Source organism: Allobosea sp. BK604, from assembly GCF_004341515.1.
GTDB lineage: Bacteria > Pseudomonadota > Alphaproteobacteria > Rhizobiales > Beijerinckiaceae > Allobosea.
Window position 1 is genome coordinate 92071 of sequence record NZ_SLZF01000013.1, and the last position, 13228, is coordinate 105298.

At 67.8% G+C, this 13228-nt stretch carries 16 protein-coding genes; 12 read left to right on the top strand and 4 right to left on the bottom strand.

Going from position 1 to position 13228, the window contains the following annotated elements; all coding sequences use genetic code 11:
* Positions 1-69 precede the first annotated feature (69 nt).
* From EV560_RS31390 to EV560_RS36755, 5 genes are all read left to right on the top strand, one after another.
* The gene (locus EV560_RS31390) at positions 70-588 is read left to right on the top strand and encodes a DUF2478 domain-containing protein (protein WP_165923728.1); all 519 of its coding nucleotides are present in this window, start codon (positions 70-72) and stop codon (positions 586-588) included.
* A gap of 126 nt (positions 589-714) precedes the next feature.
* Complete coding sequence (locus EV560_RS31395; RefSeq protein ID WP_248312299.1) at positions 715-1626, top strand: formate dehydrogenase accessory sulfurtransferase FdhD; 912 nt, start codon at positions 715-717, stop codon at positions 1624-1626.
* The gene (locus EV560_RS31400) at positions 1604-2152 is read left to right on the top strand and encodes a hypothetical protein (RefSeq protein ID WP_131859790.1); all 549 of its coding nucleotides are present in this window, start codon (positions 1604-1606) and stop codon (positions 2150-2152) included. Before EV560_RS31395 ends, EV560_RS31400 begins: the two co-directional genes overlap by 23 nt.
* Positions 2149-2772, top strand: a complete 624-nt coding sequence (mobA, locus tag EV560_RS31405) for a molybdenum cofactor guanylyltransferase MobA (protein ID WP_131859791.1) — start codon at positions 2149-2151, stop codon at positions 2770-2772. Before EV560_RS31400 ends, mobA begins: the two co-directional genes overlap by 4 nt.
* Positions 2773-2843: 71 nt before the next feature.
* Complete coding sequence (locus tag EV560_RS36755) at positions 2844-2966, top strand: hypothetical protein (RefSeq protein WP_282568890.1); 123 nt, start codon at positions 2844-2846, stop codon at positions 2964-2966.
* A gap of 45 nt (positions 2967-3011) precedes the next feature.
* On the opposite strand, the gene EV560_RS31410 is transcribed toward EV560_RS36755, so the two are convergent.
* On the bottom strand, positions 3012-3413 hold the full coding sequence (locus EV560_RS31410; protein WP_131859792.1) for an SRPBCC family protein: 402 nt from the start codon (positions 3411-3413) through the stop codon (positions 3012-3014).
* 131 nt (positions 3414-3544) lie between these two features.
* On the opposite strand from EV560_RS31410, the gene EV560_RS31415 reads away from it, so the two are divergent.
* The gene (locus EV560_RS31415; protein WP_131859793.1) at positions 3545-4174 is read left to right on the top strand and encodes an OmpA family protein; all 630 of its coding nucleotides are present in this window, start codon (positions 3545-3547) and stop codon (positions 4172-4174) included.
* Positions 4175-4310: 136 nt separating this feature from the next.
* Here the strand turns inward: EV560_RS31415 and EV560_RS31420 are convergent, their stop codons facing one another.
* The gene (locus EV560_RS31420) at positions 4311-5453 is read right to left on the bottom strand and encodes an Mrp/NBP35 family ATP-binding protein (protein ID WP_131859794.1); all 1143 of its coding nucleotides are present in this window, start codon (positions 5451-5453) and stop codon (positions 4311-4313) included.
* Between the two features lie 25 nt (positions 5454-5478).
* Positions 5479-5709, bottom strand: coding sequence for a sulfurtransferase TusA family protein (locus EV560_RS31425; RefSeq protein ID WP_131859795.1), 231 nt, complete (start codon positions 5707-5709; stop codon positions 5479-5481).
* A gap of 270 nt (positions 5710-5979) precedes the next feature.
* On the opposite strand from EV560_RS31425, the gene EV560_RS31430 reads away from it, so the two are divergent.
* Positions 5980-7254 carry a c-type cytochrome gene (locus tag EV560_RS31430; RefSeq protein ID WP_131859796.1) on the top strand — a complete coding sequence of 425 codons (1275 nt, stop codon included), beginning with the start codon at positions 5980-5982 and terminating at the stop codon, positions 7252-7254.
* Positions 7255-7308: 54 nt separating this feature from the next.
* Here the strand turns inward: EV560_RS31430 and EV560_RS31435 are convergent, their stop codons facing one another.
* On the bottom strand, positions 7309-9348 hold the full coding sequence (locus tag EV560_RS31435; RefSeq protein WP_131859797.1) for a 4Fe-4S binding protein: 2040 nt from the start codon (positions 9346-9348) through the stop codon (positions 7309-7311).
* 139 nt (positions 9349-9487) lie between these two features.
* Between EV560_RS31435 and EV560_RS31440 the strand changes: the two genes are divergently transcribed.
* The 5 genes from EV560_RS31440 to EV560_RS31460 all read left to right on the top strand — a co-directional run bounded on the left by EV560_RS31440 (position 9488) and on the right by EV560_RS31460 (position 13181).
* Positions 9488-10228 (top strand): biotin/lipoate--protein ligase family protein, encoded by a 741-nt coding sequence (locus tag EV560_RS31440; RefSeq protein ID WP_248312300.1) that lies wholly within the window; start codon positions 9488-9490, stop codon positions 10226-10228.
* On the top strand, positions 10225-10767 hold the full coding sequence (locus tag EV560_RS31445) for a DUF6505 family protein (RefSeq protein WP_131859798.1): 543 nt from the start codon (positions 10225-10227) through the stop codon (positions 10765-10767). Before EV560_RS31440 ends, EV560_RS31445 begins: the two co-directional genes overlap by 4 nt.
* The gene (locus EV560_RS31450) at positions 10764-11774 is read left to right on the top strand and encodes a DUF6352 family protein (RefSeq protein ID WP_131859799.1); all 1011 of its coding nucleotides are present in this window, start codon (positions 10764-10766) and stop codon (positions 11772-11774) included. Before EV560_RS31445 ends, EV560_RS31450 begins: the two co-directional genes overlap by 4 nt.
* A 175-nt stretch (positions 11775-11949) precedes the next feature.
* A complete protein-coding gene (locus EV560_RS31455; RefSeq protein WP_131859800.1) occupies positions 11950-12465 on the top strand; it encodes a DUF3305 domain-containing protein in 516 nt (171 codons plus the stop codon).
* On the top strand, positions 12462-13181 hold the full coding sequence (locus EV560_RS31460) for a DUF3306 domain-containing protein (protein WP_131859801.1): 720 nt from the start codon (positions 12462-12464) through the stop codon (positions 13179-13181). Before EV560_RS31455 ends, EV560_RS31460 begins: the two co-directional genes overlap by 4 nt.
* Positions 13182-13228 lie beyond the last annotated feature (47 nt).

Sequence of the window (13228 nt, forward strand, 5' to 3'; positions counted from 1 at the left end):
GGCGATCAAAACCGCGTGCGTCCTTAAAGCGCTATGGCAGGAAACCCGCTTTCGTGGGATGAATCGGACATGGATATGCTTGCAGCCATCGTTTATCCCTCTGGCTTCCCGATCGACGATCTCATGGCGGGGCTCGCGCGGCTGATGAAGCAGCGCGGCTTGCGGCTCGCCGGCGTGGTCCAGCACAATGAGGCCGAGTGCGAGGGGGGCGATTGCCACGCGATGTCGCTGGAAGAACTCGCCAGCGGCCGGCAATTCCCGATCAGCGAGGAGCGCGGCCCCGGTTCGGAAGGCTGTCGGCTCGATGCGAGCGGTCTCGCGGCCGCGGGCGGCGCGGTCGCCGCGTCCCTGGCCGGCGCGCCCGATCTCGTCATCCTCAACAAGTTCGGCCGCCAGGAGATGCTCGGCCAGGGGTTGCGCCAGGAGATCGCCGCCGCCGTGACCGCGGGCCTGCCGGTGCTGATCGCGGTGCGCGAGGATTTCGTCTCGGCCTGGCGCGAGTTCGCCGGCGATGATTGGGCGCGCCTGCCGCCCGAGGAAGCGGCCATCGAGGGCTGGGCCTCGGCACGCTTCGGCGTCGCGGCGTGAGGCGGGCGCTCCAGAGCATTTTCGAGCGAAGTGGGTGCCGGTTCGCGTGAAGAAAATGCGCCAAAACAAAGAGATAGAGAATTTTCGCGATTCGGAGAAGCGCGGAAATACGCTAGGCACGATGCCGTGGCGCAGGATCTGAGTTTCCTCGACGATTACCTGGTGCGGCCGGACCCCGCCGCGCCGCGTCTCGGCGCGACCGTGCATGGCATCGACCAGACCGGTGCGCCGGTGGAGACCCGCGTCGTCACCGAGCGCGCCCTGACGCTCTATCTGAACGCCCAGGAGATCGTCACGATGATGACGATCGGCGACCATCCCGATTATCTCGCCCTCGGCTATCTGCTCAACCAGAACATGCTGAAGCGCGGCGATATCGTCACCGGCATCGACTATGACGAGGAACTCGAGGTCGTCGTCGTGCGCACGCCGGAGCGCAGCAATTTCGAGGCCAAGCTCAAGAAGAAGACGCTGACCTCCGGCTGCGCCCAGGGCACCGCCTTCGGCGACCTTATGGAGGCGATCGACGAGATCGAGCTGCCCAGGGCCGAGTTGCGCACCAGCTGGCTCTATGCGCTGACCAGGAAGATCAACACCACGCCCTCGCTCTATCTCGAAGCCGGCGCGATCCATGGCTGCGTGCTCTGCGCGCGCGACCGGCCGCTGGTCTACATGGAGGATGTCGGCCGCCACAACGCCGTCGACAAGGTCGCCGGCTGGATGTTCCAGCACGATGTCGATCCGTCCGGCATGATCTTCTACACCACCGGCCGCCTGACCTCGGAGATGGTGATCAAGACGGTGCGAATGGGCATTCCAGTGCTGGTCTCGCGCTCTGGCTTCACCGAATGGGGTGTCGAGCTGGCGCGCAAGGCGGGGCTCACCCTGATCGGCCGCGCCCGCGGCAAGCGCTTCGTCGCGCTAGCCGGCGAGGACAGGATCGTCTTCGACCAGGATGTCGATCTGGTCGAGGACGAGGGCGGCAAGCATCGCCGCAAGGGGGAGGGGGCGATGAATGAGCGTGCTGAAATCCGATAGCAGCATGCCATGGTCCCCGGCGCATCTGCTTGCTCAGGGTGAAACTGCGATCTGGTGGGCGCGCCCCGCCCCGGAGCACTATGCCTTTCATAAGACTTGGGGGCTCGCCCTTGTCGGTTCGGTCTGCGCGGTGCTTGCCGGGCTCGCGTTCGCTTCGACCCTTAAGCAGGGGTTTCGTTGGGAGGCGGTACCGGGCTTGGGGTTTGCTGGCGGCTTTCTTGTCGTTGGCGCTTTGGGACCTGCTTGGGCCATCCGTCGATATTTTGGCGAGGCAAAGACGATCACCTACCTCATGACCGACAGGCGCGCGATCATCGATAAGCCGCCGGCCATCATCAGTATGCTGTGGTCTGCCGTGACGTTTGTCGAGCTGGATATCGTATCGGACAGACACGGCAACGTGCTCTTCTATGAATATGAAGTCGATGGAGAGGGGGGGCCGGCGCGGGTTCGCGACGGCTTCATTGGCATCACCAATGCAGATGCCGTCGCACGCGAGATGCGTCGCCTGCAGGCGGCCGCATGAGCGCCCCCCCGACACTCGGCTTGCTGCTCGCCGGCGGCCTCGCCCGCCGCATGGGCGGCGGCGACAAGCCGCTGAAGCAGATCGGCGGCCGCAGCATCCTCTCGCATGTGGTCGCGCGCCTCGGCCCGCAATGCGACAGCCTGCTGCTCAATGCCAATGGCGATCCCGGCCGCTTCGCCGCCTATGGCCTGCCTGTCATAGCCGATAGCGTGCCGGATTTCGCCGGGCCGCTTGCCGGTATCCTGGCCGGGCTCGACTGGCTCGCTGAGAACCGCTCCGACTTGTCCTGGCTCGTCAGCATAGCCGCCGATACGCCCTTCATCCCGCGCGATCTCGTCTCGCGATTGCACGCCGCGCGCGCCGCGGCCGACGTCCCGCTCGCCTGCGCCGCCTCCGGTGGCTGGACGCATCCTGTCATTGGCCTTTGGCCGGTCGCACTGCGCGAGGATCTGCGCCATGCGCTGACGGTCGAGGACGAGCGCAAGATCGACCGTTGGACTGCCCGCCATGGCGTGGCGCAAGTGGAATGGCCGGTCGATCCGGTCGATCCCTTCTTCAACGCCAACAGGCCCGACGACCTCAACGAGGCCGCGCGCCTCTACGACCTCTTGCGGGATTGAACGCGGCCCGGCCGCTCGCTATCTCTCGATTGTATAAGAACAGCTTATCAGCCTGCGCCTGGGGGAAGGCCATGAAATCCTTCATCATCGCCGTGATCTTCGCTGCCGCTGCCGCCTATGGTGCGAGCCTGGTGCTCGACCATTATCAGCGCCCGGTCGACGTCGCCTTTGCGAGCAGCGGCGTCAGGCTCTGACGCGCGAGAGCCGGGTCCGATCAGATCGGCGCGTGCTCTGGCGTCTCAGCCCTCCAGCAGCGCCTTGAGACGCCTGAGATCGCTCGTGATCCAGTCCGCGTCGCGGGCGAAATCGTCGTCGCTCATCTCCGGCCGCCTGTAGAGCGTGAACACCACTTCGCTGCCGCCGCCATTGGCGACGGCGCGCATCGGGTTGTGCATCGCCGCGCCCGATTCCGGGATCACCGCATGGTCGAGCACGCCATAGGGGTTTGGCTCGCTGAACAGCACGCGCATCTTGCCCATCGGCGTCTGCGCCATGAAGGTCATGCCTTCGATGTGCTCGAAGCCGTGGCCGAGCCCCTCCGCCCATTTCGGGAAATTGCGCGGTTCGGCCAGGAAGCCGTAGACCTCCTCGATCGGCCGATCGATCGAGATGCCGAGATGGCGCGCTGTCTGGACGGACATGGGAACCTCCCCTGTAGTCTCGACATGAACATATCATGAACATTGGCGGACTCAAGCCGCGCTGCACTGTCATCCTGTTGTCGTCTAAACGCCTGTGAGTAGCGCCGGTTGCCGAGTGGGAAGCGCGCAGGATGTTCGACGATACCCAGGTCAGATCGAAGGTCCTGCAGATCGGGCTCTATAGCGCGGTGCTGATCGCCGTGCTTGTCGGGCTCGCCTTCCTCCTGCCCTGGTTGTTTTCGCTGTTCGAGGCACCGCCCAAGCCGTTGCCGGCCCCGGTCGCGCGCATCGAGACGCCGGCTCCCGCACCGAAAATCGGGCAGCTCGAGCGGATCAGGGCGGCGCTCGCGCCCGAGATCTCGGCCGGCAGCATTACGGTCGATCCCTTCGGCGGCTGGATTGCCATTCGCGTCGGCAACCTGATCACCTTCGATTCCGGCCAGGCCAATGTGCTCTCCGGCTTCGTGCCGGTCGGCCGCCGCATCGCCGAGATCATCGAGAAGGAGAAGGGTCCCGTCCGCATCGTCGGCCATACCGACAATCAGGCGTTGGGCGGCGGTGGTGCCTTCAAGGACAATGACGCGCTCTCGGTCGCCCGCGCCAAGGCGGTGGCGACCCTGCTGCAGGGCGCGCTGACCGACGCGAGCCGCATCAGCACCGAGGGCCGCGGCTCGAACGAGCCGATCGGCGATAATGCGACGGCGGATGGACGCGCCAAGAACCGGCGCGTGGAAATCCTGATCACCCGCGCCGCGGAGTGACGCCGTCCTTCCCGTCATTGCGCGGAGCGTAGCGACGAAGCAATCCAGGAGGGCGCCCGGTTTTCCCTGGAATGCTCGCGGAGCCTGTACACGGGCCCGCCGAAGGCAAGACCCGGCTCCTCGGCATAACCGAGGCCTACTCGATGACGATGCGCGGCGCGGCCCGGACCGTGCCGCCCTGCAGGCCGGCCTGTACCTGCCGCGCGATCATCAGATAGGCCTTGGCATGGGCGCTGTCGGGATCGCTCGCCACGATCGGCCTGCCTCCATCCGAGGTCTCGCGGATCGGCATCGCCAGCGGCACCTCGCCGAGGAAGGGCACGCCGAGCCGCTCGGCCTCGTGCCTTGCCCCGCCATGGGCGAAGATGTCGGAGCGGTGGCCGCATTCCGGGCAGATGAAATAGCTCATGTTCTCGACGATGCCGAGAATGGGAACCTCGACCTTCCTGAACATGGCGACGCCGCGACGCGCGTCGAGCAGGGCGAGGTCCTGCGGCGTCGAGACGATGACGGCGCCGGCGAGCGGCGTCTGCTGCGCCATGGTGAGCTGGGCGTCGCCGGTGCCGGGCGGCATGTCGACGACGAGCACGTCGAGCTCGCCCCAGGCGACCTCGCGCAGCATCTGGGTGATGGCCGATATCACCATCGGCCCGCGCCAGATCATCGGCGTCTCCTCGTCGATCAGGAAGCCGATCGACATGATCTTCAGGCCATAGGCCTCCATCGGCGCGAGCGTGCGGCCCTGCACCAGCCGCGGCTTGCCGGTGATGCCGAAGATCTTCGGAACGGAGGGACCGTAGATATCGGCATCGAGCACGCCGACCTTGAGGCCGAGCGTTGCCAGCGCCACGGCGAGATTGGCCGTGGTGGTCGATTTGCCGACGCCGCCCTTGCCGCTGGCCACCGCGATGATCTGCTTCACGCCGGGGATGCCGGCCGGCTTCGGCGGCGCGCCGCCGGGGCCGTGGGCGTGACCGCCATGGGCCTGCTGGCGCGCCTGCATGGCCGGGGAGGGCGCGCCGCGCGAGGGCGCCTTTTCGGCGGTGAGTCCCACGAGCACCTGCGTCACGCCTGGAATGCCGCTGACCGCGCTCTCCGCCGCCTTGCGCACCGGCTCCATCGCATTGGCCTCTGTCGGGTCGATGCCGATGGCGAAGATCACCTTGCCGCCATCGATCAGGATATTGGCGACGCGGCCGGAGGCGGTGAGCGATTGCCCGCTCGCCGGCAGCTTCACCAGTTCGAGCGCGCGCAGGATGTCGGCTTGGGTCACGGCCACGGCGGAATGCTCCAGTCGGCGCAGCTCAGGCTGCCGCCTTGCGAATATGGAAGATCAGCAGCTCGCCCTCGCTCTTGCTGAGCTCGATGGCGTCGCCGGTCTCGCGCATCAGGTTCGGGATGTCGATCGCCGCCATCGGGTCGGTGCACTCGACCACGAACAGCGCGCCGGCCTCGGCTCCCTTCAGCGCCTTGCGCACGCGCAGGGCCGGCAGAGGGCATTTCAAGCCACGCAGATTGAGCGGAATCGAGGTCATGAACGGCGCCTGTCGCAGATGCTGCGTTTCATATGATGGCTTTTTGTGCCGGGGCAACACCGCGCCTTCCCTTCCCCCTTGCGGGAGAAGGTGGCGCGTAGCGCCGGATGAGGGGCCGCGCTGCGCTTTCTACGTCCAGGCATGCCGGGCACCGACGCTATAATCGTGACGCGACCCCTCATCCGTCAGCGCTGCGCGCTGCCACCTTCTCCCCCAGGGGGAGAAGGATTTGCGCCTTGCCTCCGCCGCATCCTCGTCGATGATCAGGCCATGCGGAAAATCTGTTTCGCCTTGCTGGCCATAATCCTCGCGGCGGTCCCGGCTGCGGCGCAGGAACTGCGCGGCCATGGCGGACCGGTGCGGGCCGTCGCGGTCTCGGCCGACGGCAAGCTGGCGCTGACCGGCTCCTTCGACCAGTCGGCGATCCTCTGGAATCTCGCCAGCGGCAGTGCGGTCAAGGTGCTCCGCTTCCATCAGGGGGCGGTCAACGCGGCCGTCGCAATCAACGGCATCGGCTTCGCCACGGGCGGCGAGGATGGCCGCATCGCGCTTTGGCGCGGCGATGCGGCCGAGCCCGCCAGGATCTTCGAGGGCCACAAGGGGCCGGTCGCAGCGCTCGCGGTCTCGCGAGATGGCGGCCAGATCGCCTCCGCCTCCTGGGACGAGACAATACGCGTGACCTCGCTCGCGGACGCTTCGGCCCGCGTGCTCGAAGGTCATAAGGGCCCGGTCAATGGCGTCGCCTTTGCGCCGGGCGGCGGCATCGTCAGCGTCGGGTATGATGCGACCCTGCGGATCTGGCCGCCAGGCGATGGCGCGGCGAAGGTCGTGACCTTGCCCGCGCCGCAGAACGGCGTCGTCGTTGCTGCTGATGGCGAGATCGCTACCTCCGCCGCCGACGGGCGGTTGCGCTTCTTCGGCCTGGACGGCGAGGCGCGCGGCGAGATCGAGATCGGCCAGACGCCGTTGATCGCGCTCGCCATCTCGGCCGATGGCGCGACCATTGCTGCCGGCGGCTTGCGCGGGCAGGTCGCGCTCGTCGACCGCAAGTCCCGTGCCATTCGCGCCAACCTGATCGGCCCCGGCCTGCCGGTCTGGTCGCTCGCCTTCCTGCCCGATGGCCGGCAATTGCTCTCGGGCGGCGCCGACCGGCTGGTGCGGCGCTGGAACGCCGTCACCGGCGAGCATATCGGCACGGTGGTGCCACGTGCCGGCGAGGACGTGCTCGCCGCCTTCCAGGGCGAACGCGGCGCACAGGTCTTTCGTGCCTGCGCCGCCTGCCACACGCTGACCCCCGCCGATGGCAACCGCGCCGGCCCGACGCTCCACGGCATTTTCGGTCGCCGCATCGCGACCGCACCGGGCTATGCCTATTCCGAGGCGCTCAAGGGCATGGACATCGTCTGGAGCAAGGAGACGGTGGCGAGGCTCTTCGAACTCGGCCCGAATGCCTACACGCCCGGCACCAAGATGCCGGAGCAGACGATCGGCTCGGCCCAGGACCGGCAGGCGCTGGTGGAGTGGCTGGAGAAGGTGACGCGGTGACCTTGGCCGTCATCGCGAGGCCCCTGGATGGTTTCGCTGCGCTCGCAGCCGCCGCTACTGCAGCGGGTCCTCGCCGCGCTCCGCCCGTTCGCGCAGATAATCGTCCGTGGTGCGGACCGGTGGGCGCTGTGGCGAAAGATGCGGATCGAAGCTTTCGTTGACCACCGCTTCGACCCGGCAATCCTCGCACATCCGGATCACCGAGATGCGCTTGGCGCTGTCGCCGGAGAACATCCAGTGCTTGTTCTCCAGCTTGGCGGCGATCTTCTCGATCGTGCTCTTCACGCCAAACGGCTTGCCGCAGGCGATGCAGTGGAACGGCTCTTCCTGTTTCAAGATGCGCCGCCCGCCCTTCCAGGCGTCGAAATCGAGGCGGGCCTCCAGCGTGATCACCTTTTCCGGGCAGGTCGCCTCGCAGAGGCCGCATTGCACGCAAAGGTCTTCCTGGAACGTCAGGGTCGGCCGCTCCGGATTGTCGCCGAGCGCCTGGACCGGGCAGGCCGAGACACAGGCGAGGCAGAGCGTGCAGCCTTCCGTCTCGACATGGATCGTGCCGAAGGGCGCGCGCTCGGGCATCGCGACGGCCGCGGCCGGCATGGGCGCGGCGGCGTGCAACTCGCCGATCGCCTGGCGTAGCAGCGGCCTGCCATCGCCCATCGGGCGGAAGCGGGCGGGGTTCGCCGGGAGCGTGCCCGGCGCGATACGCGCAAGCGCGGCGGCCAGACCATCGGGATCGTCGGTCTCGATCAGCGCGGCGCGGCCCTCGCCATAACCGAGCGCCCCGGCGAGCGCATTGGCATAGTCGAGGTTGCGGGTGAGGCCGGAGAGATCGTGCTTCGGCTTGGCGCGGCCGAGCACGCGGATGGCGGATGCGCCAAAAGCGAGCGCCGTGGCGAAGGTTTCGAGCCCGAGCTGCGTGATCTCGTTGACGCGCAGGGGCAGCACGCGCGCCGGCAAGCCGTCGCCGAAGCGGGCAAGTGCGTCGATCAGCGCCTCGCCATGCTCGCCATCATGCAGCAGCACGACCGCATCGCGCCCGCCCGCCTCGGCATAAACCGTCAGCAGGGTCCGCATGCGCCTGAGCAGCGCGTCTGCCGGCGGCAGGGCATAGGTCACGGCGCCGGTCGGGCAGACCGCCGCGCAGGCGCCGCAGCCGGCGCAGATCTCGGCCGAAACGGCGACATGGTCGCCGGCGGGCGTGATGGCTCCGGTCGGGCAGAGTTCCAGGCAGCGCGTGCAGCCGGTCTTGCCCGAGCGCGAATGGGCGCAGAGATCCTCGTTCAGGCGGACATAGGCCGGTTTGTCGAACTCGCCGACGAGATGGCCGGCATCCGCGATCAGCTTCTCGACCGCGGCGGGGCTGCGCGGATCGGCGCGGAGATAGCCGGCGCGCAGGTCGCCGGCCGGAAAGAGCGGCACGCTGCCGGAAACGTCGATGACGATGTCGCAATGCGAGGTCGCGCCGTTGCGCGCTTCGCCGAAGACGAGCTTTGCCCGCGAGGACGGGGAGGGTGCGGCATAATCGTCGACCTTGAGCTCGAAGGCGCCAAGCCAGCCGGTCGCGGCCACGACCGTGCCCTTGAGCACCGGGGTCTCCTCGACGCGCGGCGGCGTCACGTCGCCGGGCCGCGTCAGCAGGATGGTGACGTCGAGATGTTCGGCCAGCCGCTGGCCGACCGAGAGCGCCACCTCGTCGCGTCCATAGACCAGGGCCACGCCCTTGCTGGTCAGCGTGGTGAAGCTTACGGGCGGCATCGGCTCGGCGGCGGCAGCGAGCAGCGCCGCCATCTTTGGCCCGGCGGCCCCGGCCTCGCGCGCCCAGCCGCCGGTCTCGCGGATATTGGCGAAGGTGAGCTCGCCCGCATAGTCGAGATCGGCCGCGATCTCCTCGAAGAGCGGGGCTTCCTGGGTGCAGCCGACGGTGATCGCCTCGCTCTCGTCGAGCAGCTTGCGGAACAGCTCGGTCTGGCTGCGGCAGAGATGGCGCGCGGTCCTGATTTCGCCGCCCTTGCAGCCGCGGCGGATCGCCTCGCCATCGAGAGGCATCGTATCCTCGCACGAGCAGACCATCAGCGTGCGGGCGGCGTCGGTCATCGTCTCAGGAACCCTCGGGCAGCAGGCAAGGCGTCTTTCGTCTGCCTTGCGATAATCTAGACTTATATGGAATTGGAACGCTTCAAAAGAAGCGCGCCCATGAGCATTTGGTCGCGGTGGGGAGGCTGGCGAGGTCATCGTGTCGAGTGCGCACCGTTCAGAGGGCTTGCGGCGTGAGCCGGTGCTGCCGCCGGGCTTCACGCTCGTCACCCTGCGCGAATCGGGCGATGCCTTCGCCCACGCCCAGGAGATCGCGGCCGAGGCGGGGGCTGCGACGCTCGTCTGGGTGCGGCGTTTCGACCTGGTCGAGTTCGCCGTGGTGCTGGAGCCGGATGCGCCGCTCAGGGAGGCGCGGCTGGCGCACTATCTCGCGATGAATGCCCTGGCCGATGCGCTCGCGGTGCACTGCCCGCCGGAGCGGCCGATCCTGTTCCGCTGGCCCGACGCGATGATCTACGACCACGGCCTGATTGGCGGCGGCCGTCTCGCCTGGCCTGGAGCCTGCGGCGAGGATGAGGTGCCGGACTGGCTCGTCTTCGGCGCCATGGTCCGCGCCAGCACGATGTCGCCCTTCGAGATCGGCCAGACCGGCGTCGGCATGGAGGAGGAGGGGTTCGAGGAGGTCGATGCAGTCGACCTGATCGAGGCTTTTTCGCGCCATCTCATGCTCGGCGTCGCCCATTGGCAGGAGGACGGGCCGAAGGGCGCGGCGCGGCGCTGGCTCGACCGGCTCGACAAGGTCGTCGGTACGCGCCACGGCATCGAGCCGAACGGCGATCTCGTGGCGACCACCCAGATGGGCGTCGAGCGCCGCAGCCTGGTCGAGGCGCTGGCCGAGACGGCCTGGCTCGACCGCGAAACGGGCGGGCCCAAGCTGTGAAGCTCCCGCGCACGATCCGTCTCGACCCGTCGGACACCTTCGTGTTCCGCCGGCCGGCCGAGCCCGGCGAATGGGTCGTCACCGGCTCCTTCCTGTTCGATCCGGCGCAGGTCGAAAGCCTGGACGCCAAGGGGCGCACGGCGTTCCGATCAGGCTTCCTCGGCATTGTCAGCTTCGGCTGGAGCACGCTCGCCGTGGTGACGCAGGCGAGTGCCGGCGAGCGTGAGGCGGCTGTCGAGCAGCTCGCCGCTCAGCTCGTCGCCAAGCTCGGCGCTCCCGATCTCGCGGCCGCCCGCGCTGCGGCGGAAGAGGAGATCGGCTTCGCCGCCTCGCTTTGCGACCATCCCGAGGGCACGCTGCTCGCCCTGCACCGGACACTCGAGGCCGGCGAGATGCGCGAGCGTTTCCGCACCTTGCAGCCGCGCGGCGACCGGCCCAAAGATGCCTTCCGCGCCTTCGAGTTCCTGGACGTCGATGGCGAGGGGGAGCCGGTGGAGGAGGTCGACCTGCTCAATCTCGGAAAGAAGAGCGCGCCATGACACATTTCTGGGCGGCATCGGGCCATTTGCTGCTGGACCGTGAGCCGGGCGGCGGTCTTGTCGTCACCGATGATTTCCTGAAGGCCTATCTGGCGCGTCCCGAGATCCTGCCGCCTGAGGATGCCTGCGCGGCCGAGCGCGCGCTTCATGCCAGGCTGTCGGCCGAGCCGCAGGCCGAGGTGAGCAAGGCCGAGATCGCCGCGATCGAAGACGCCGATGCCCGCGAGAACTGGCAGTTCCTGCTCGGCTGGCGCGAGCGGCTGCTGGCGGCCCCGACACTGGAGGGGGCCTATGCCCGCATCATCCGCGAGGGCGTCTCCGGCATCCCGCCGCTGTTCCTGGATCAACTCGTGCAGGTCATCCTGCGCTCGGCATTGGACGAGGTCGAGGACCCGTTCGTCGTCCGCGCCGCCGAATGTCTGTTCCGGCCGCAGCGCGTCACCGTGCAGGACGGCACGATCCTGCTTGGCGATGCCGAGGTGATCGCAGGGCACGAGGCGGACCGCCACGCCTCGCCCCTGCTCGCCATGCTCGGCGGCGAGGCCGTGACCTCGCTCGACATCCTGAAACCCGCCAACGCCGAGCAATACTGGCAGCGCTCGGACGGGTTCGACATGGTGCTGGACCTTGGCGGCAAGCCCTCGGGCCGTGCTGCGCTCGGGCAGGCATTGCGGTCCTGGGTTCGCCAGATTCACGGCTTCGACGTCACGATCGAGCCGCTCGACAGTTTCAGCGATGCCGACTGGCGCTGGTTCGTCGGGCTCGATGCCGAGGCGACGGCGATCGGCAATGCGCTCTGGCAGGGCAGGCAGCCAGGCACTGAAGCGCTCTCGCGCGTGCTCGGCCTCTACCGCCTGACGCTGCCCGATGACGTGCCGGTGCTGGCCGCGGCGAAGGGAAGACCCATCTATCTGATCATGGCGATGAATTCCGAGCGTCTTCTCCGTCTGAAGCCGCAGAACCTGGTGGCGGGCCCGCCGCTTGCGGTGCGTGAGATGGCGAATTGACCATGGTCGGCACAGCGCTGTCCGTCATTGCGAGGAGCACGGCGACGAAGCAATCCAAGGGGGACTGCGCGAGACCGTTTGAATTGCCTCGCAGAGCCTGTACTCGGGCTTGCCGAAGGCAAGACCCGGGTGTTCGCAATGACGCCAGCTGTCGAGAGAGGTTAGGGAGGCTGCGATGACCCAGAGCCATATCGAGGTCGGCATCGTCGTCGAGCGCCGCAGCAGCGCCTCGCCCTGGGCCGACCACGCCTGGACGCCACTCGCCGTGCTGCCGGAGCCGCCGGCACTGGCGCCCTGGACCGAACTGCCCGGCACGCCGGAGCGCCGCAGCTTCTATCTCGGCCCTGCCGTGCTGACGTTGCACTCGGTCGATACCGCGCATTTCCGTGAGAATTTCCTCGCCGGCCAGGCCAAGCTCTGGGTCGCGATCCGCCCGACCGGGATCGAGCCCGAGCTCGAATTCGTCGGCGTCACCGCCGATCCGTCCGAGGGCGAGGTCTATGCCGATAATCCCGGCGACATCGTCGAGCCCGTGCCGATGCCGGCCGTGATCGCCGAGCAGGTCCTCGCCTTCTTCGAAGCGCACCATGTCGAGCAGGAATTCGTGAAGCGTCAGCGCTCCGAATATGACCCCCGCAAGGGCGGCGGCCCGCGACCCACGCCTGGCGGGCGGCGCGGGGACGAGCGATGAGCGCCGGTCCCGACGACCGCGACGAAGGTTTCCTGGCCCGCTGGTCGCGGCGCAAGCGCGAGATCGTCGAGTCCGGGACGGAACCTGTCACGCCCCTGCCGGAGGCCGCGGCGCTTCCGACCGCTCGGGCGGAGCAGGCTGATGCCGCGCCTGAGCCCGACATGGTCGAGCCGCCCTCGCTCGACCTGATCGACAAGGATTTCGACCTCGCTCATTGGCTCAAGCAGAACGTGCCCGAGAGCTGGAAGCTCGCGGCCCTGCGCCGGGCCTGGCTGGCCGACCCGACCATCCGCAATTTCGAGAACCCGGCCCGGGACTATGCGCTCGACTGGAACACGCCGGGCGGCGCGCCGGGCTATGGGCCGCTGACGGAATCGGATGATGTCGAGGCGATGGTACGCGCCATTTTTGGCGAGAAGCCCGACGCCGAACGGGCGGTGCCTGACGCTGCGGCAGGCGTTGGCGACAGCGTGAAGCATCAACTTTCGTCTAAGGATGAAAGTGGCGATTTCGATGCTGCGGTGCAGCAAGAGCCCGATCGGCCGGAGCTGGCTGAGTCGACGCAGAACCCGGAATTGGCCTCTGTGCGGCTAAGTGCGGCCGATAATCCCGCGAAATCGCCGAATGCCTCGCTTGCCGCACTGCAAGAGAGTTCGGCTTCAAAAGCCCAGCCTGTGCGCATTCGCAAACGTGGAGGTGGGGCAATTCCAGTGTGAACATAGATTGGAATAGTTGTATTTATTGTCGATAAGCGTTCATTATC

What these genes read in the sequence shown, in the direction of transcription:
- EV560_RS31390 (WP_165923728.1), top strand. Translation starts at nt 70, where the DNA reads ATGGATATGCTTGCAGCCATCGTTTATCCCTCTGGCTTCCCGATCGAC.
- EV560_RS31400 (WP_131859790.1), top strand. Translation starts at nt 1,604, where the DNA reads ATGAGCGTGCTGAAATCCGATAGCAGCATGCCATGGTCCCCGGCGCAT.
- mobA (WP_131859791.1), top strand. Translation starts at nt 2,149, where the DNA reads ATGAGCGCCCCCCCGACACTCGGCTTGCTGCTCGCCGGCGGCCTCGCC.
- EV560_RS36755 (WP_282568890.1), top strand. Translation starts at nt 2,844, where the DNA reads ATGAAATCCTTCATCATCGCCGTGATCTTCGCTGCCGCTGCCGCCTAT.
- EV560_RS31410 (WP_131859792.1), bottom strand. Translation starts at nt 3,413, where the DNA reads ATGTCCGTCCAGACAGCGCGCCATCTCGGCATCTCGATCGATCGGCCG.
- EV560_RS31415 (WP_131859793.1), top strand. Translation starts at nt 3,545, where the DNA reads ATGTTCGACGATACCCAGGTCAGATCGAAGGTCCTGCAGATCGGGCTC.
- EV560_RS31425 (WP_131859795.1), bottom strand. Translation starts at nt 5,709, where the DNA reads ATGACCTCGATTCCGCTCAATCTGCGTGGCTTGAAATGCCCTCTGCCG.
- EV560_RS31430 (WP_131859796.1), top strand. Translation starts at nt 5,980, where the DNA reads ATGCGGAAAATCTGTTTCGCCTTGCTGGCCATAATCCTCGCGGCGGTC.
- EV560_RS31435 (WP_131859797.1), bottom strand. Translation starts at nt 9,348, where the DNA reads ATGACCGACGCCGCCCGCACGCTGATGGTCTGCTCGTGCGAGGATACG.
- EV560_RS31450 (WP_131859799.1), top strand. Translation starts at nt 10,764, where the DNA reads ATGACACATTTCTGGGCGGCATCGGGCCATTTGCTGCTGGACCGTGAG.
- EV560_RS31455 (WP_131859800.1), top strand. Translation starts at nt 11,950, where the DNA reads ATGACCCAGAGCCATATCGAGGTCGGCATCGTCGTCGAGCGCCGCAGC.
- EV560_RS31460 (WP_131859801.1), top strand. Translation starts at nt 12,462, where the DNA reads ATGAGCGCCGGTCCCGACGACCGCGACGAAGGTTTCCTGGCCCGCTGG.